The sequence below is a fragment of the Planococcus sp. ANT_H30 genome, from assembly GCF_008369335.1.
Classification (GTDB): domain Bacteria; phylum Bacillota; class Bacilli; order Bacillales_A; family Planococcaceae; genus Planococcus; species Planococcus kocurii.
In genome coordinates this window covers 483505-500942 of sequence record NZ_VOBJ01000001.1, presented here as the reverse complement: position 1 = coordinate 500942, position 17438 = coordinate 483505, and the positions used below count along the sequence as shown (strand labels likewise).

Annotated in this window: 16 protein-coding genes; 12 read left to right on the top strand and 4 right to left on the bottom strand. The window is 39.6% G+C overall.

What is annotated here, in order from left to right:
• Nucleotides 1-88 precede the first annotated feature (88 nt).
• On the bottom strand, nt 89-1453 hold the full coding sequence (locus FQ085_RS02470; RefSeq protein ID WP_149455812.1) for an aspartate kinase: 1365 nt from the start codon (nt 1451-1453) through the stop codon (nt 89-91).
• Nucleotides 1454-1580: 127 nt separating this feature from the next.
• Between FQ085_RS02470 and FQ085_RS02465 the strand changes: the two genes are divergently transcribed.
• Genes FQ085_RS02465 through thrB form a run of 3 tightly spaced genes read left to right on the top strand, consistent with a single transcriptional unit; the run spans nt 1581 to nt 4833 of the window.
• Nucleotides 1581-2873, top strand: coding sequence for a homoserine dehydrogenase (locus FQ085_RS02465; RefSeq protein WP_058384676.1), 1293 nt, complete (start codon nt 1581-1583; stop codon nt 2871-2873).
• Nucleotides 2870-3931, top strand: coding sequence for a threonine synthase (gene thrC / locus FQ085_RS02460; RefSeq protein WP_149455811.1), 1062 nt, complete (start codon nt 2870-2872; stop codon nt 3929-3931). Before FQ085_RS02465 ends, thrC begins: the two co-directional genes overlap by 4 nt.
• Entirely contained in the window at nt 3928-4833 is a 906-nt protein-coding gene (gene thrB, locus FQ085_RS02455) for a homoserine kinase (RefSeq protein ID WP_058384678.1), read from the top strand. Before thrC ends, thrB begins: the two co-directional genes overlap by 4 nt.
• A 55-nt stretch (nt 4834-4888) precedes the next feature.
• On the opposite strand, the gene FQ085_RS02450 is transcribed toward thrB, so the two are convergent.
• The gene (locus FQ085_RS02450) at nt 4889-6313 is read right to left on the bottom strand and encodes an NAD-dependent succinate-semialdehyde dehydrogenase (protein WP_149455810.1); all 1425 of its coding nucleotides are present in this window, start codon (nt 6311-6313) and stop codon (nt 4889-4891) included.
• 327 nt (nt 6314-6640) lie between these two features.
• Here FQ085_RS02450 and FQ085_RS02445 point away from each other — a divergent pair, with 327 nt between their 5' ends.
• The 9 genes from FQ085_RS02445 (at nt 6641) to FQ085_RS02405 (ending at nt 15297) form a co-directional block, all read left to right on the top strand.
• Nucleotides 6641-7837: a hypothetical protein gene (locus tag FQ085_RS02445; protein WP_149455809.1), complete on the top strand. Its 1197-nt coding sequence runs from the start codon at nt 6641-6643 to the stop codon at nt 7835-7837.
• A 67-nt stretch (nt 7838-7904) separates the two neighbouring features.
• The gene (locus tag FQ085_RS02440; RefSeq protein ID WP_149455808.1) at nt 7905-9080 is read left to right on the top strand and encodes an amidohydrolase; all 1176 of its coding nucleotides are present in this window, start codon (nt 7905-7907) and stop codon (nt 9078-9080) included.
• Between the two features lie 36 nt (nt 9081-9116).
• On the top strand, nt 9117-10418 hold the full coding sequence (locus tag FQ085_RS02435; protein WP_058384682.1) for a Zn-dependent hydrolase: 1302 nt from the start codon (nt 9117-9119) through the stop codon (nt 10416-10418).
• Nucleotides 10419-10647: 229 nt separating this feature from the next.
• Nucleotides 10648-10947, top strand: coding sequence for a replication/maintenance protein RepL (locus FQ085_RS02430; protein ID WP_058384683.1), 300 nt, complete (start codon nt 10648-10650; stop codon nt 10945-10947).
• A gap of 843 nt (nt 10948-11790) precedes the next feature.
• Entirely contained in the window at nt 11791-12459 is a 669-nt protein-coding gene (locus FQ085_RS02425) for a YveK family protein (RefSeq protein ID WP_149455807.1), read from the top strand.
• 28 nt (nt 12460-12487) lie between these two features.
• Nucleotides 12488-13501, top strand: a complete 1014-nt coding sequence (locus FQ085_RS02420; RefSeq protein WP_058384686.1) for a GNAT family N-acetyltransferase — start codon at nt 12488-12490, stop codon at nt 13499-13501.
• 52 nt (nt 13502-13553) lie between these two features.
• A complete protein-coding gene (locus FQ085_RS02415; protein ID WP_262499738.1) occupies nt 13554-14036 on the top strand; it encodes a hypothetical protein in 483 nt (160 codons plus the stop codon).
• Nucleotides 14037-14062: 26 nt separating this feature from the next.
• A complete protein-coding gene (locus FQ085_RS02410) occupies nt 14063-14410 on the top strand; it encodes an MGMT family protein (RefSeq protein ID WP_058386862.1) in 348 nt (115 codons plus the stop codon).
• Nucleotides 14411-14559: 149 nt separating this feature from the next.
• On the top strand, nt 14560-15297 hold the full coding sequence (locus FQ085_RS02405; RefSeq protein WP_237150126.1) for a gamma-glutamyl-gamma-aminobutyrate hydrolase family protein: 738 nt from the start codon (nt 14560-14562) through the stop codon (nt 15295-15297).
• Between the two features lie 173 nt (nt 15298-15470).
• On the opposite strand, the gene FQ085_RS02400 is transcribed toward FQ085_RS02405, so the two are convergent.
• Together FQ085_RS02400 and FQ085_RS02395 are read right to left on the bottom strand one after the other, a co-directional pair.
• Nucleotides 15471-16046, bottom strand: a complete 576-nt coding sequence (locus FQ085_RS02400) for a hypothetical protein (protein ID WP_149455806.1) — start codon at nt 16044-16046, stop codon at nt 15471-15473.
• A 5-nt stretch (nt 16047-16051) separates the two neighbouring features.
• Complete coding sequence (locus tag FQ085_RS02395) at nt 16052-17347, bottom strand: helix-turn-helix domain-containing protein (protein ID WP_058384689.1); 1296 nt, start codon at nt 17345-17347, stop codon at nt 16052-16054.
• Nucleotides 17348-17438 lie beyond the last annotated feature (91 nt).

Here is a 17438-nt window from a genome sequence, read left to right as displayed (position 1 = left end):
TACTATCACAATTTTCAGTTAATGTACCGAGACAAATAAAAAACTCTTGAGTAGCGAGCTCAAGAGTTAAAAGATGGGGGAGTGTTGATTAATGAACCAAAGCAGGTTCAAAGAATTCTTTGTACAATTCGTTCAATATTTTTTGTTCATCTTCTTTCAAGATGCCAAACACCAAACTCACTTCAGAAGAGCCTTGGTTGATCATTTCAATATTGACACCAGTTCTAGCAAAAGCGTTCGCGGCACGAGCTGTCAGTCCTTTTTGATTGTTCATGCCTTCTCCAACAAGAACAATCATAGAAAAATCACTTCGGATGTGAACGTCATCAGCTTGCAGTTCTGATTTAACGCGTTCTACAATGCGCTGCTCTTTATCAACAGTCAATTGGTGACTGCGCAAAATAACGGAAAGGTTATCAATGCCAGACGGGATGTGTTCATATGAGATATCTTCGTCTTCTAATATTTGCAGCAGTCTCCGGCCAAAACCAACTTCGCGGTTCATCAAGTATTTACTGACGTATAAAGTTGAGAAGCCACTATCAGCTGATATGCCTGTAACAGGACGTAAGGAATGATCTCGCTCTGCAACAATCATCGTTCCGGGTGCTGATGGATTGTTGGTATTACGGATACATAAAGGAACAGACGCTTTAAAGACAGGCATAAGGGCTTCGTCGTGAAGAACCGCAAATCCAGCATAGGAAAGCTCACGCATTTCACGGTAAGTCATTTGTTCGATTTCAACAGGGTTTTCAACAACACGGGGATTAGCTGCAAAGACGCAGTCCACGTCGGTAAAGTTTTCATATAACTCTGCCTGAACTGCAGCTGCTAAAATAGAGCCGGTAATATCTGAGCCACCGCGTTCGAAAGTTCGTAATTGGCCTTCTTTTGTATACCCGAAAAAGCCTGGGAAAACAGTTATCGTTTTTTTGTTGCGCAAGTCAGACAAATTGTCGTAAGCTTCTGGAAGAGCTTGTGCACGCTCGGGTAAGTCGTTTACAAACAACCCTGCATCAAATGGGTTGACGTATTCTGCAGCTAACCCGATAGATGTTAAGTAAGCAGCTACTAGTTTCGCAGAGTTATCTTCACCGCTCGCTTTAATTGAGTCTGCAAAAAGAGGAGGTGAACTTTTGTCTGCTTGAAGACGGTTCAACAAATCGGTTTCAATGATTTTCTTGATGTCTTCGTCTAGTCCTAATCCATCAGCGATTTCAGCATACCTTTCCATAACGTTGGCAAGAGGAGTTGCTGTTGGTTCGTCACGTAATGCCGCTGCTGATAGATGAATGAGCAAATCTGTCATTTTTACGTCTCCATCAAATCTCTTGCCTGGAGCAGAGACAACGACGATTTTGCGAGAAGGCTCTGCTTTAACAATTGCAGCCACTTTTTTTATCTGTTGTGCACTAGCTACTGATGTCCCGCCAAATTTGCTTACTTTCATCTAATCAAGTCCCATCTTTTTTAATAGTCTGTAAAAAGGTTGTTTTAACTAAGATATAATACTATAATGTCCCTATGACAAAAACAATTGTTTTTTCACAGTGTACACACCATGGGAGGAATCGTCAATGAAAAACGAAATTTCAATCGGATTATTAGGCCTTGGAACAGTGGGCAGCGGGGTTGCTAAAATCATCCAGCAGCATCAGCAGGATTTGCATCATAAATTAGGTGCCCAAGTTCTAATCGGAAAAGTACTGGTCAGAGATACAAATAAGGACCGACTTTCTAGTTTAGATCCGAGTGTATTCACGACGGACATAGAAGAGATATTGAATGATTCTTCTCTCGACATCATTGTAGAAGTGATGGGTGGCATAGATGGTGCAAAACTAGCGATTGAAAAAGCGCTTAGAGCAGGTAAGCAAGTTGTGACAGCGAATAAAGACGTCATGGCAGAATACGGCCACGATTTATTGAAATTAGCAGACGCTGAAAAATGCGATCTTTTCTATGAAGCCAGTGTTGCCGGGGGTGTACCGATTATCCGCACTTTAGAAGATGGTCTTGCTTCTGATCGAATCTCTAGTTTGATGGGAATTGTCAATGGCACAACAAACTTTATCTTAACAAAAATGAAAAAAGAAAACATGAGCTACGATGATGCATTAGCCGAAGCAACTGAATTAGGATATGCCGAAGCTGACCCATCAGCGGATGTTGATGGGATCGACGCAGCACGGAAGATGGTTATCCTATCTTCACTGGCATTCTCTACAGAAGTGCATTTAGATGACGTACTCGTCAGAGGCATGAAAGAAATCCGTGATGGCGATTTGGAGCTGGCGACTAAATTTGGTTACACGATGAAAATGGTTGGTTCTTCAACAAAAGACGAAGACGGCATCGAAGTTTCAGTGGAACCTATTTTTCTCGCAAACTCGCATCCATTGGCGTCCGTTAACAATGAATTCAATGCCGTATACATATATGGAGATGCTGTAGGTGAAACGATGCTTTATGGTCCCGGAGCAGGATCTTTGCCGACTGCAACTTCAGTTGTTTCTGATATCATCGCAGCTTGTCGCAACTTACAGCTTGGTGTCAACGGAAAACGTGCGCATTCAGCGCAACACGAACGTGTTATTAAACCAGAAGCAAAACGTTTTGCGAAATATTGCCATCGCTTGCTAGTAAATGATGAAGTTGGCGTTTTATCCAAAATGACTTCAATTTACAGTAAGCACGAGGCGAGCATTCAATCAGTTATGCAGTCGCCCGCTGAAGAAGTTGGCAAAGCAGAATTAGTCTTGCTGACTCACCAGATTTCCCGACAACAACATTTAGATGTATTGAGTGACTTAGAAGGAACGGCGAGCGTTATCAGCCATTACCGCATAGAAGGGGAGGAAACAGCATGAAATGGCAAGGGTTAATCGAGGAACATAAAGAGTGGCTTCCAGTTACAGAAAATACTCCTTCACTGACTTTGCAAGAAGGCAATACACCACTGGTTCGTTTGGGAAAACTATCACAAGAGTGGGGAATTGAGCTTTACGCAAAACTAGAAGGTGCCAATCCGACAGGTTCTTTTAAAGATCGCGGCATGGTGATGGCTGTCGCCAAAGCAAAAGAAGAAGGCAAAACTGTATTGATCTGTGCGTCAACAGGCAACACGTCGGCCTCGGCTGCAGCATATGGTGCAAGAGCCGGTATGCGGACCATTGTTGTCATTCCAGAAGGCCGCATTGCGCTCGGGAAACTGGCACAGGCAAAAATGTATGGAGCGGAGATTCTTGAAATCAAAGGGAATTTTGATGAAGCACTGCAAATGGTTCGTGAAGTTGGCCAAGAAGCAGGCATTGCTTTGGTCAATTCGGTCAATCCTTACCGCTTAGAAGGACAGAAAACAATCGCATTTGAAGTGATTGATCAATTAGGGCAAGTGCCAGATATCTTCGCATTGCCAGTTGGTAACGCAGGCAACATTTCAGCTTCTTGGAAAGGCTTTACAGAATATGCGGAGCGCACTGGTGAAAAACGTCCGGTGCTTCTCGGCATCCAAGCAGCAGGTGCAGCACCCATCGTCCATAATAAAGTTGTGGAAAATCCAGAGACGGTAGCAACTGCTATTCGCATTGGGAATCCAGCAAGTTGGCAATTAGCGCTGGATGCTTTAAATCAATCAAATGGAACGATTTTAGCAGCTACTGATGAAGAAATCCTTGAAGCTTATCAGCTCTTGGCTCGAACTGAAGGGATATTTGCTGAACCGGCTTCGTGTGCTTCTATTGCAGGGATCAAAAAGCAAGTAGAAAATGGCATGTTAAAAAAAGGGGTAAAAGTGGTTGCTGTTTTGACAGGAAATGGACTGAAAGATCCTGAAACAGCAATTTCAGTTAATCAGCACAAAGCACTTCTCGTTCCAGAAGATATGGAACGTTTCTGGGAGGATTTGAAAAAAGGAGTGAGCGTATGAACTGGAAAGAATTCTCAGTGACTGTGCCTGCATCGACCGCAAACCTAGGTCCCGGATTTGATTCGATTGGTCTAGCATTAGATCTTCATATGGTCGTTCATGTGTCTCCCGCGATCACGTGGCTTGTCGAATACAACAATCAAGGCTATCAGCAGATTGAGACCGGTACTGACAATCTGATTGTCGCAACGGCACAGTTTGTTGCGGAAAAGTATGATCAATCACTGCCGGCTGCGAAATTGGCAGTGGATACAGAAATTCCTTTAAGCAGAGGTCTTGGCAGCAGTGCAACAGCGATCGCTGCTGGCATAGAAATTGCCGATCGTTTGATGGGTTTAAAACTGTCAATGAAAGAGAAATTGAAAATCGGAACAGAATTAGAAGGACATCCGGACAATATCTCAGCTTCACTTCTTGGAGGGCTAACGATTTCTTATTTTGATGAACAAGAGTTAGAAATTGTTCACGTCCCAGAAGTAGAAATTGGGGTTGTTATATTAATTCCTCCTACGGAATTTCTGACTTCAGAATCGCGTGAACTCCTGCCAAAAACCTTATCTCATAAAACGGCTGTGCAAGGGAGTGCTGCAGGCAATGTTGTGTCTGCAGCTTTAGCAAAGGGAGACTGGCAGACAGCGGGACGCATAATGCAAAAAGATGTTTTTCATGAACCTTATCGTAAAGACAAATTCCCTAAATTTGATGCGATACAGCAAAGTTGCCTTGAACTTGAGGTGTTTGGTTCAGCTATTAGTGGAGCAGGACCTTCTTTGTTTATCGCAGTGGAAAAAGGAAGAGAAACGGCAGTAGCGGAACACTTGGCAAAAGAATTTCCGCTATACGAATGTTTAGTTACAAAACCATCTTCTACAGGAATCAACATATGTGAAACAGTTGTATAAAAGGATAAAGAAGCTACCCGGGAATTTCCGGATAGCTTCTTTTTATCGGCAGAATTTAAATTTTGATTGAAACGTACTTTGTTTCCAAAAATGCATCTAAACCTTCTTGGCCACCTTCTCGACCGACACCACTTTCTTTCATTCCGCCAAATGGAGCCTGAGCAGTAGAAGGAGCTCCATCGTTCCAGCCGACAATGCCGTAATCTAGATTTTCAGATAGATAAGTACCACGAGACATGCTTTCGGTAAAGAAGTAAGCAGCCAAGCCAAAGCGTGTATCATTTGCTAATTTGACGGCTTCTTCATCTGTTTCAAAAGACATAATGGGAGCAACAGGACCAAAAGTTTCCTCATTCATGACTAACATATCTGAAGTTGCATCAACCAATACTGTTGGGTTATAGAAATAAGCATTGTTCTCTGAACGCCCATTTCCGCCAACAAGCACTTTAGCGCCTTTTTCAATAGCGTCGTCAACGTGTTTTTGAACTTTATCATAACCATCTTTGTCGACTAAAGGACCTATCTGCACGCCTTCTTCTAGTCCGTTGCCTACTTTTAAGTTGCCAGCAGCTTGTTTAAGTTTCTGTGAAAACTCTTCGACAATGCTTTGCTGCACATAAATGCGGTTGCCACATACACAAGTTTGTCCGGCATTTCGGAACTTCGATGCCATAACCCCTTCAATTGCTAAGTCCATGTCCGCATCTTCTAAAACGATAATGGGTGCGTGACCTCCTAGTTCTAAAGACAAGTTCAACATCGTTTCTGATGCTTGTTTCATTAATTCTTTACCAATTTCAGTCGAACCGGTAAACGTTAACTTACGGACGTCTGGATGACTGGTGAACACTTTACCGATTTTGCTGGCACTGCCAGTCACCAGGTTGATGACGCCTTTAGGAAATCCAGCTTCAATAGCAAGTTCGTACATTTTGACTGCCGTCAATGGTGTCATTTTCGCCGGTTTGGCTACAAATGTACACCCTGCAGCAAGTGCAGGAGCCATTTTTCTTGCCATCATTGCTGCTGGAAAATTCCAAGGTGTAATAGATACTACCACGCCAACTGGTTGTTTGTTGATTTGAATTCGTTTGCCTTCTTTACTCGCCGGTATTGTGCGACCATACATGCGCTTGCCTTCTTCAGCAAACCAAGAGACGAATGAAGCGGAATATTCTACCTCTCCGATGGCTTCGGAAAGAGGTTTGCCCATCTCTTTCGTCAGAATTTCACCAATTTCTTTTTTGTGTTCGAGCAATAAATCATGCCATTTCATTAAAAGTTCAGCACGATGGTAGGCAGTTGTTTTCGACCATTCTGGAAAAGCTAAAGCCGCAGCCTCGATTGCAGCGGTGGCTTCTTGTTCGCCTCCGTTAGGCACTGATCCGACAACTTCACCAGTTGCGGGATTTATCACTTCAATCTTGCCATCTCCTGTATCAGTCCAGTCACCATTAATATAATGTCTACCTTTCATTCTTCTGAATCCTCCTTTTGATTTACACTTATCCTCAATAAATACCTCTTATTGTTATTGCGTAAACGTTCAAGCAAAAGCTTAATATACAATGTTCACGAAATGTACACATTTTAAAGGAAGTGCATGAACTAATTCAATATGCAATATATAGCAATTGGGAGCGCTTTCTAAAAAAGACAGTTAAACTAAAAAGAATATTATTTTGGAATAGTCTTTTTATTCCATTCATTATTGAGTTATATTGTGCTACTATTTTGATATTAAGAAAAATTCAGCGGAACACTAAAGGGTTGTTCGCTGAAAAAGAAAAAGGAGGAAACAAGTATGTCTCAGATGCTGGCATTAGCAATTTTGATTTTAGTATTATTTATAGGCGAAGCAGTTTCAATTCGCACAAAAGCATGGATTCCTTCGATTTTTGTCAGTGGGGTTTTGTTCTTACTCGGATTTTGGACATTCTTTCCTCCTGAAATTGTTACACTTGCAGGAGTTCCACCGGCTGTTGCCGTCATGCTTATTTATTTACTAATCACAAATATGGGCACTTTATTGTCTTTGCAAGAATTAAAAAGTCAGTGGAAAACAATCTTAATTGCGATATCAGGTATTTTAGGAATCATTGCCGCGTTATTTGGCATCGGTACTTTGTTATTCGATTTTGAAACAGTGGTAGTTGCTATTCCACCTCTAGTCGGAGGATTGGTATCTGCTTTAATCATGTCAGAAGGAGCTGCTGCTGCAGGACTTCCAACGTTAGCCGTCTTTGCAATCGTCATTTATGTCGTACAAGGATTTGCAGGATATCCATTGACCTCGATTATGTTGAAAAGAGAAGGCAAAAACCTTTTGAAGAAGTACAGAAATAACGAACTGACAGCTAAGCAAATGCCTGGCGAACAACAAGAAACTACAGGGAAACCAGTTAAAGAACCACGGATGTTTGCGAAGATGCCGGATAAATACAATACCGACTTCTTTAAGTTTTTCCGCTTAGCTTTTGTTGGTTATCTTGCTTATTTAACTTCTGTTCTAATAGCTCCGGTAGTAGAAATCAGTCCTTTCGTTTTATGTCTATTGTTTGGTGTTATCGCGCGTAGCATTGGTTTCTTAGAACGCCATCCACTACAAAAAGCGAATGGTTTTGGATTTGCGATTATGGGCTTATTGCTATTTATTTTTGATGGCTTAAAAAATGCTACCCCAAGCATGATGGTAGAAATAATGTATCCGCTTATTGGCTGTATTGTTATTGGTGTTGCAGGAATGTACATTTTTTCATTAATCGTCGGTAAGCTTCTGAAAGTTAGTAAAGAAATGGCGTTTGCAGTTTCTTTGACTGCTCTTTACGGATTCCCAGCAGATTATATTATTACGGTAGAAGTCATCAATTCCTTGACTAAAGACGAAAAAGAACGCGAAGTTCTAACAAGTCATATGTTGCCGCCAATGCTAGTGGCAGGCTTTATTACGGTCACAATTGTTTCTGTTATATTAGCTGGAATATTTGTCGGGTTTCTATAAACGGCAACACCGTGTTGATTCTTCAACCTATTAAGTACGGTAAAATAGAAAGTGGAGTGAATTGAAGATGATCAATCAAACAATAAAAAACGCCATTATAGAAAATAATGCCGAAATGATTCAAATACGTCAAAAGCTTCATAGTGAGCCCGAATTATCATGGCAGGAATTTGAAACTTCTCAATTTGTTTATGATTACTTAACTGAACTTGGCATCGATGCACGCAAGACAGAGCCAACTGGTGTTATTGGAGAGCTAAAAGGTGGGAAACAAGGACAGACTGTCGCGTTACGTGCGGATATGGACGCTTTGTCTGTTGAAGAACTAAATACAGACTTGCCGTACAAATCCAAAAATCTTGGCAAAATGCATGCATGTGGACACGATGCTCATACGGCCATGCTCTTATCAGCAGCTAAAGCACTGGTCAGTGTTAAAGAAGAAATTTCAGGCAATGTTCGTTTTATCTTTCAGCCTGCTGAAGAAGTGGCGACCGGTGCTAAAGCAATGGTTGAACAAGGAGCAGTTGAAGGAGTCGATGACGTTTTTGGTATTCATATTTGGTCTCAAGGAGCTACCAGCAAAGTGGCCTGTAATCCAGGACCTGCATTTGCCTCAGCAGACATTTTTAACGTGCGGTTTAAAGGACAGGGTGGACATGGAGCGATGCCGCAAGCTTGCATTGACGCGGCAATTATTGCTTCTTCATTCGTAATGAATGTACAATCAGTGGTCTCTCGTACAGTTGATCCTATGCAGTCAGCAGTAGTAACAATTGGAAAAATGGTCGTAGGAACTCGTTTTAACATTATTGCTGAAAATGCTGAAATTGAAGGAACGGTCAGGTGTTTCGATCCCTCAATCCGTGACCATATCGAAAAGCAGCTACAAGTTTATGCGGATCATACAGCTGCAATTTACGGAGGTACTGCAGAAGTTGACTATATTAGAGGTACACAAGCTGTTATAAATGGAACTGAAAGTGCCCAATTGGTCCAAAGAGTAGCAATCGAAGCATTTGGAAAAGATGCGATTTATAACGAAGAACCTACAATGGGTGGAGAAGATTTTTCATTTTACTTAGATGAAGTTCCCGGAAGCTTTGCGTTAGTCGGAAGCGGCAACGTAGAAAAAGATACGCAGTGGGCGCATCATCACGGGAAGTTTAATGTGGATGAAGATGCATTGACAACAGGTGCAGAACTTTATGCACAATATGCGTGGTCTTTTTTAACTAAATAATACACAGGCTACTAGTTAAAAACTAAGGAGGAAGTTATGAGTACTACTAATGATAATCCTTTATATGAAGAGTTATTAAAAGATTACGATACAAAACTTGATCATTCAGGCATTAACGGCAAACGTATTGCGAAACGATTAGTTGAATTGTCTAAAATAGGATTTGTTCAAGTTGGCGGAGTCAAACGACCTGGTTTCTCAAATGAAGAAAAAGACGCAAAAGTTCTCGTTAAAAAGTGGATGGCTGAAGCGGGATTAACGGTTTCCGAAGACGGGGCAGGAAATGTCACGGCTCGATTGGAAGGAAAGAACAATCATCCAGCCATTGCGTCGGGTTCCCATGTCGACAGTGTGCCAAATGGAGGTAATTTTGATGGTCCGTTGGGCGTTTTATCGGCATTAGAAGTTGCAGAATCATGGAAAGAAGAGGGATACATTCCTCAAAAACCGTATGAAGTCATTATTTTTTCTGACGAGGAAGGATCACGATTTAACAGTGGATTAACAGGAAGTCAAGCGATGACGGGTGCTATTTCTGAAGAAGAAATGGCACAACTAAGAGATTATAACGGGGACACGCTAGAACAAGTGTTAACGCATTACGGCAGTACACTGGGAGCATTTAAAGCTGCAGGTAGAGATTTGGCTGAATTGGAATTGTTTGTAGAAGTACATATCGAACAAGGAAAAAAACTAGAAATAGTAAATCAACCAGTCGGAATTGTCAGTGGCATTGCCGGACCTGCTTGGCTTGCTGTGGAATTTGCTGGGGAAGCCGGACATGCTGGAAATACGCCAATGATTGGCAGAAAAGACTGCCTAATAGCGGCAGCGGAATTTATTCAATCGATTCCTCAGTTTCCCAAAACAGTTAGTGACACCGCAGTAGCGACCGTTGGAAAAATGGATGTTTTTCCAAACGGTGCAAATGTAATTCCTGAAAAAGTAAAATTACTTGTCGATATTCGAGATATAAACGAAGCACCAAGAGATCAACTCATTGATCAACTCATAGAACAAGCTGAAAAAGTTGCTGCCAAAAATGACATTCACGTAACAGTTAAATTGAATACGCGAATTCAGCCAGTGCCGATTGCTAAAGATTTGCAGAAACGCTTGGCCATTTCTTTAAATAAGTTTGGAATTTCGCCAACTTATATTCCGAGTGGAGCTGGTCACGATGCCATGAATCTGGGGCGCTTTATTCCAGTAGCTATGCTTTTTGTCAGAAGCAAAGATGGTATTAGCCACAATCCAAAAGAGTGGTCTAGTCTAAATGATTGTGTGATGGGAATACATGTATTAAAAGATTTTATTCAAGACGCAATGAAAAAATGAAAATACTAAGTCGTTTAACTTAAAAAAATGAAATTTACGAAATTGCAAAACAAACAACAGAATATATTTCTGTTTTTTGTTTTTTTTGTTTAGAAAACCTTTTAATGGGTATTTTTATATGATTTTGGAATTATCAGTATTATATGAAATAGTATGTATATCTTTAGAGTGGAAGGGTATAGAGATAGTAAGCACGCTTCGATGGGCTGCAATTTTTGGAGGTGGTTAGATGAAAATAGTGGAAAATCTTATGCACAGTAGAACAGAAAATTTTTCGGAAGAGAAAATCTTAAGTGAATGCCGGGAGTATTTTTCATCAGAAACTGAAAAGACGGCAGAAACGGGAGAGAAGTTCATAAACTATTTTCTGAGGAATAGTTCGTCAGAAGGTGTACTTTTCAAAACGATCAAGGAAATTACAGCAGATATTAACATTTCACATCAAACTTTGACAAAAGTGTTAAAGACTTTGGAGTCAAAAGAAATTATTTATCGTAGAAATGGCATCATTGGCTTGTGGAAAGAGTAAAGGATGAATTTTTAACTTTTTCGAAAATAAACCTTACTGTGAACAGAACAACAAATCCATTTTCGCAATAAAAAATTCAAAGGTTTAAGTTAATTAAATTTGTTTATAGACGAAAGGGACTGCCTAAAAGGTCATAAAATGACTGTTAGGGTGCAGTCCCTTTTGCATGCTAAAAGACAGTTTAATGCCCGTCGCCAAAGGTACTTTCAGTGAGCACAGCCATAGCCATTTTAACTCTAAAAAAGTTCTTTCTACAAAAAGAAAAAAGTTTAAAGAAGCGACGTTACTTTCAGGAAATCCAAAAAATACACGCCCAGTTCAGGATTCTGAGCCAGCTATTCAATAAAACAGACGCAGAAAAAAGTTCTTTTTCTGCGTCTGTTTTATTTTTGAGGCTTCCGGGACCCCTGCTTTTTTGGTACGTCTGGACTTATATAGCTGAAGAAAAATTCTTAACGGTGAAGAGACAAACCATAGTTCTATCTGTGTTGATCGGTTAATCACGAACAAGTTGACGCTAGCTAGGTAAACATCTATAGGAATCAAGACAATTGCCACAAGTTAATAAGAATGAGACACGAACTTGGTGGGGTTAAACTTAACAGATAAGTCTTCAGTAGCGGTTAATTTATTTAATTCTAATTACCTAATTTAGAATAAAAATATAAAATAAAATTCGTGTCTTTGGACTAAATACTTATTTTTATTAATAATAATTTTAAAAATATCCTTAAAAGTGTAGATTGAACCACCTAAATATGATATAAATGAACTATAATAATCTGAATTTTTAGAAATAAAAATAAAATTCATGCTGTTATTGAGCACAAGGAGGTAAATCTAGTGAAAAGCAGAAAGATCATTGCGCATTTATTGGCAAGTTATAAAAAACAAATCTACTTTTCGCTCAGCTTTACTTTTTTTCTAATGCTGACAGCCTCCTTGATTTTTGTTTTTATCATTGATTCAGAGTATCAGGCGTCTAGCCAATTGCTCGTGGAAAAATCACAATCGGTATTATCAAACCAGCTAAAGGAAAATAAGCAGATAGATTCCCGAATGATAGAAGCATATGCAGCTTTTATTGAAAGCTCGGAAGTACTGGATCAAGTTAGTAAAGATCTGCCGTTAAAAACGTCTGTTTCTGCTCTTCGCGAACAAATTCTTGTAAGCTATGCCAGTAACTCTCCAGTGTTAACGGTTACTGTTTCTTCTGCTAGTAGTCAGGAGTCAGTTAGCATTGCTAATGCAGTAGCAGCTGTTTTTCAAACTAAAGTAAGTGATTCTTTTCAAACAAATCCAGTCACTATCATTTCACAAGCAGTTCCTGAAAATGGGAGTAAAGAGCCTAGTCAGAAAGAGTTACTAATGAAGATAGCGATAGCTGGTACTTTTGGTTTTATTAGTAGCATCCTTTTAATAGCTAGTACCCATTCAGTGAAAAAAACGACAAATGCTAGAGATAGAAACATGCGGAAAAAAAATCGCCAATTACAGACAGTATTTAAGTAATTTTCTAGGTAGAGCAGGGGTGGAATGAATGTATGAACTGATCACGATACAAGATCGTAGTCGCTGGCAAAAAATTCTTGATAAATTACAAATAACAGACATTTATTATACAAGTCAATATTTTTTGGGAGCTCTAAAATTAGATCCTGGAGAAGCTTTGCTTTTTTACTATAAAGATGATGATGGGGAGGTCGCTTACCCTTTTATCAAAAGGGTAGTAAATGACGGAGATATCACTTATTTTGATGTTACAACGCCATTTGGTTATGGAGGACCTATATTGAACGTGGAGAAAAATGGTGCTAACTTGACGGCTAATTTCAGAAAATCTTTTATGACGTATTGCCAGAATGAGAAAATCATTGCCGAATATGTACGTTTTCATCCACTGAAAGAAAATGCTCAATTTTTCGGGACTCATTTGAAAATTTCTTCATTATTTGAAACGTACACAATCAACTTAAAAGCTCATTTTACCCCTTCTCAAAAATTACTTCTGCCAAATAAAGAAGATGTTGATAATGCTTCAGAATTAATAGTAAAAAAGCTTGGAACTGTGCGTCATCTGTTTGAATTTCTAGTGTTGTATTACGCGGCGGCTAGAAGAAGAGAAGAAGCGGATAGCTATTATTTTTTTACCAATGATTATTTTGAAACATTGATTGGTTCAATGGGATCTAACCTACACTTATTTGGTGCCTTTCACGAAAACAAGCTAGTGTCAGCATGCTATGTTCTGACAATGGGCGATACGATTTATTATCATCTTGGGGGCAGTTTATCTGAAGTGGACAATGAAATGACTATGCGGACCTTATTGTTAAAAATAGCTGAATGGGGAGAAGAAAACTACTATGTCTTCTTTCATTTAGGTGGAGACTTTCAAGTAGAAGAAAATGAGAAACAAGAGATAAAAAAAGAAATTGCTAATTGCGGACCTGCCGTGTTTTATATTGGGCAACAAATACATGATCAACAAACCTATGATAATTTGGTGTCATTAGAAGAAGAAGACGTTATTCGGAGATATGGAAACATTTGATGATCATGTTAATTCGGCAGACATAAGAGCTAAATTATTTGGGGGAGGTATAATGATGAAGTATATGCAATATAAAGGTGTAGTGGAAAGAGAATATAAAAAATCTCTAAGAAAGATTATGTATGAAATTTGTGTAATAGAGGGACTTAATGCGTCTCTTGGAGCGAAGAAGTTGGGAGTGGCAAAAGAGATTTTTGTTTTTTGGAGAAATTTTTATCGCTTGGATAAGAACCAGCAACTATTTGATCACACAGTTGCTAATATGGATCAGATGAAGTTTCTCTATCTCAACGAAGCGACCGGAATCGATTTAACGCGTCCATTAGAGCATGAAGATGAACAATCACTTGAAGGTTTTGAGGAATTGCTCGATAGAATGATAGAGTATTATAAGTATGTACACGCTGAAAGTAATGGACTTGCAGTAGAAACAGGGAATCTGCCATTATATGAATGTGCGCAGCAACTTCTGGAGGAATATAAAACGGGAAGTTTATTGGCAAAAGTCGAAAAACAAAAGAAAAAAGCCTTATAAAGATTTTGGTGGGACGGATGAAACGGATGCAGACTTTTACTGAAAGAGCTTTAAGAATTATCAAACAAATTCCGCCTGGTAAAATTATGACTTATGGCCAAGTCGCAGCGGCTGCTGGAAGCCCGCGTGGAGCCAGACAAGTAACGAGAATATTGCACAGTATGAGTGCCAAGCATAGTTTGCCATGGCATCGAATTGTTAACGCTAAAGGTCAAATTGTTCTACGGAATGAAGAGGCTCGATTTTTTCAAAGAAAAACGCTGCAAGAAGAAGGCGTGGAAATAGACAAGGACGACCGAATTGACTTACTCAAGTTTCGATTCCATCCTATTGCAGAGGAAGAAAAGATAGACTGTTTTAAAAACCCATTATGAGAAGGGTTTTTCGTTTAAAGAGTTTTCCTGAAAAACCAATAAAAATAAACATTTAAAGGATTCAGCATTGCGCTGAATCCTTTAAATGTTTATTGATTTTACTGGATAGGGTATATAGGAGGATATGAACAAATAGAGAAGAGGAAAAAATGATGGTAGCAAAAGATAAACCGGTAATTGGTATAACGGCACGTGTAGAAGAAGATCAGACTTATTCGCTAGACCCAGTGTATGGTAGAGCCATTCTTCGAGCAGGAGGGTTGCCGTTGATTGTTCCTATCGTAGACAGGGAAGATATTCCGTTGCTATGTGAGCGATTAGATGGACTGATTGTTACTGGCGGAGGGGATATTAATCCGACGCTATATGGAGAAGAGCCTCATTTACGTCTCGGCGCTGTTTATCCCGGCAGTGACGAATATGAAAAAGAATTAATTTTAAAATTTCTAGAGTTAGATAAGCCTTTTATCGGCATGTGTCGTGGACTGCAAATGTTTAACATCTCACTAGGTGGGACTAATTATCAAGATTTAGAATCTCAATTCGAAGGAAATTTACATCAGCATAAGCAGAATGCCATGCGAACTCATCGTACACATTCCGTAACTTTAGAAGATGAAAGTCTATTATACGACATCATGAAGGAGAAAAAATTCAACGTGAATTCTTTCCATCATCAAGGAGTGAAAGATGTTTCAGATCAATTGACAGTAGCAGCTCATGCTGCTGATGGTCTTGTAGAAGCGCTGGAAAGCAAAAATCATCAGTTTGCTATGGGTATTCAATGGCATCCAGAAGAATTTGCTCTTCAAGGAGACGAAGCTTCCATGAATATTTTCAAGCGTTTTGTTGATGAATGTCTAATAGACAAAAAACAAAATCAATAAAAAAAGAACGGCAAACAAGAAAACATCCAAGGATTAACTCATCCTTGGATGTTTTCTTGTTCTAACGACGCTAAGTTTTGAGTAGAATAAAAAAGCTGCCGCAATAAAAAAGCTGCCGCAATAAAAAAGCTGCCGCAATAAAAAAGCGGCAGCTTGATAAGATAGCAAAAAAATTATACTTGCTGAGTTTTAATAGACCAAGGCTCAGGAACGCGAGCTTGAACGGCAACTTCAGTACCGGTAGACCAAGGCTCAGGAACACGAGCTTGAACGGCAACTTCAGTACCGGTAGACCAAGGCTCAGGGACGCGAGCTTGAACGGCAACTTCAGTACCGGTAGACCAAGGCTCAGGAACGCGAGCTTGAACGGCAACTTCGGTACCGGTAGACCAAGGCTCAGGAACGCGAGCTTGAACGGCAACTTCGGTACCGGTAGACCAAGGCTCAGGAACACGAGCTTGAACGGCAACTTCAGTACCGGTAGACCAAGGCTCAGGAACACGAGCTTGAACAGCAACTTCAGTACCGGTAGACCAAGGCTCAGGAACACGAGCTTGGACAGCAACTTCGGTACCAGTAGACCAAGGCTCAGGAACACGAGCTTGGACAGCAACTTCAGTACCGGTAGACCAAGGCTCAGGAACACGAGCTTGAACAGCAACTTCATCATTTAAATTGAAATTACTACCAACTGATAAACTACTAATTGCAAGAATAGAGAAGAACAAAATCGTCATGCCTTTTTTCATCACTTTCACTCCCTAGATAAAGTATTAATATTCTTATATGATTCTCTTGCTTTGTTCATAATTTCAGCTGATTCTTTGTAACGTCCTTGCTCATAGTGGATTCTGCCCAAGTGACCGAAATAATAGCCACTTTCGAAGTAATTGTTTGTTGCTTCAAGACTGGGGATCAACTGGCTTAGGACAAATTCTCCAAATTTTTCGTAGTCCTCGTTTAAAAGATGTACCAAACATATAAATTCAATATAGGCTTCTTTAAAAATATGATTAGTAGGTGAATCGATATTTAATTTTTTGTTTTCGACAAGTTCTGAGCCTTTGCGGATCCATTCCTTTGCAGCACCAAAGTTCTCTACCTCATATTGGCATTTAATTAAAATGCAATAACTTAATAAAAGGTCAGCACTATATTCTGGATGAATGTATTTCAATGAATTTTCCATATGAATAATTGAAAGCTCATAGTTTTGAAACAAGAAATATGAATATCCTAAATTAAATTCTGTCGTAAAGCGTAAAATATCAATTTCCAACTTATTGCCGATAGTTAATGCGTTTTTATAATGCTCCATCGACATTCGGAAATTGCCGAAATGCTGATGAGTAATTGCGATATTCAAATGGCATTCCACAATGCGTTTAGGAATGAATTCTTGCTGATAAATTTTCAGAGCCATTTCGGAATACTTAAAAGCCATTTCTGTTTCTCTACACTTCGTACTGGAGATGCCGATTGAATAATAAAGATCACCAAGTTCTGAAGCAGAAATCGTATTCGGTGCAATTTTTTCTGCAACGAAATAGGTTTTTAAGGCCTTTTCAAAATCGTTGAGAATATAATTGTAGTTTCCGATGTATTTATGAAATAAATAAAACTGTTCCTGACTCATAAATTCTCTGAAACGGTCCATTTCTTTAATTTTTTCTTCGGCACTATCTAGGTCGCCGGTAATAATAAAATACCGAATTTGTTGAATGCAGTACTCAAGTTCCACATCTTCATCAGCGCTCAGTAAAGGATGGCCTTGGATGTCGTTGTACTGTTCCATAATTTCGGCTTTGTTATGCGGATGTAATAAAGAGTTTTTAAAGTTTTTTACAAGAACTTTTCCAATTGGGTTATCTTTTGGTGCCAGCGGAATAGTCAATTTTTTGCACAAAGCTTCCAGTTCTTTTAACGCTGGGTCTTTAACGCCACTTTCAATTTTTTTCAGCTCTCTGGGAGATAGTATGCCAGAGGAGAATTCTTCTAAGCTAATTTTCTGTTTTAAACGATGGTATTTTAAGCGCATTCCCGTGTCCATTACTGCTCTCCTTTCTTGTTGCAAGGGCAGTACTTCCGTTAGCCATGTAGGAGAGATGTTTTCGACCTTCCTCGGTCCATCTGAAAAGTAA

Coding starts and splice junctions, on each gene's coding strand:
- FQ085_RS02405 (WP_237150126.1), top strand. CDS start 14,560: ATGATGGTAGCAAAAGATAAACCGGTAATTGGTATAACGGCACGTGTA.
- FQ085_RS02400 (WP_149455806.1), bottom strand. CDS start 16,046: ATGAAAAAAGGCATGACGATTTTGTTCTTCTCTATTCTTGCAATTAGT.
- FQ085_RS02415 (WP_262499738.1), top strand. CDS start 13,554: ATGATGAAGTATATGCAATATAAAGGTGTAGTGGAAAGAGAATATAAA.
- thrB (WP_058384678.1), top strand. CDS start 3,928: ATGAACTGGAAAGAATTCTCAGTGACTGTGCCTGCATCGACCGCAAAC.
- FQ085_RS02420 (WP_058384686.1), top strand. CDS start 12,488: ATGTATGAACTGATCACGATACAAGATCGTAGTCGCTGGCAAAAAATT.
- FQ085_RS02465 (WP_058384676.1), top strand. CDS start 1,581: ATGAAAAACGAAATTTCAATCGGATTATTAGGCCTTGGAACAGTGGGC.
- FQ085_RS02435 (WP_058384682.1), top strand. CDS start 9,117: ATGAGTACTACTAATGATAATCCTTTATATGAAGAGTTATTAAAAGAT.
- thrC (WP_149455811.1), top strand. CDS start 2,870: ATGAAATGGCAAGGGTTAATCGAGGAACATAAAGAGTGGCTTCCAGTT.
- FQ085_RS02450 (WP_149455810.1), bottom strand. CDS start 6,313: ATGAAAGGTAGACATTATATTAATGGTGACTGGACTGATACAGGAGAT.
- FQ085_RS02470 (WP_149455812.1), bottom strand. CDS start 1,453: ATGAAAGTAAGCAAATTTGGCGGGACATCAGTAGCTAGTGCACAACAG.
- FQ085_RS02410 (WP_058386862.1), top strand. CDS start 14,063: ATGCAGACTTTTACTGAAAGAGCTTTAAGAATTATCAAACAAATTCCG.
- FQ085_RS02430 (WP_058384683.1), top strand. CDS start 10,648: ATGAAAATAGTGGAAAATCTTATGCACAGTAGAACAGAAAATTTTTCG.
- FQ085_RS02445 (WP_149455809.1), top strand. CDS start 6,641: ATGTCTCAGATGCTGGCATTAGCAATTTTGATTTTAGTATTATTTATA.
- FQ085_RS02395 (WP_058384689.1), bottom strand. CDS start 17,347: ATGGACACGGGAATGCGCTTAAAATACCATCGTTTAAAACAGAAAATT.
- FQ085_RS02440 (WP_149455808.1), top strand. CDS start 7,905: ATGATCAATCAAACAATAAAAAACGCCATTATAGAAAATAATGCCGAA.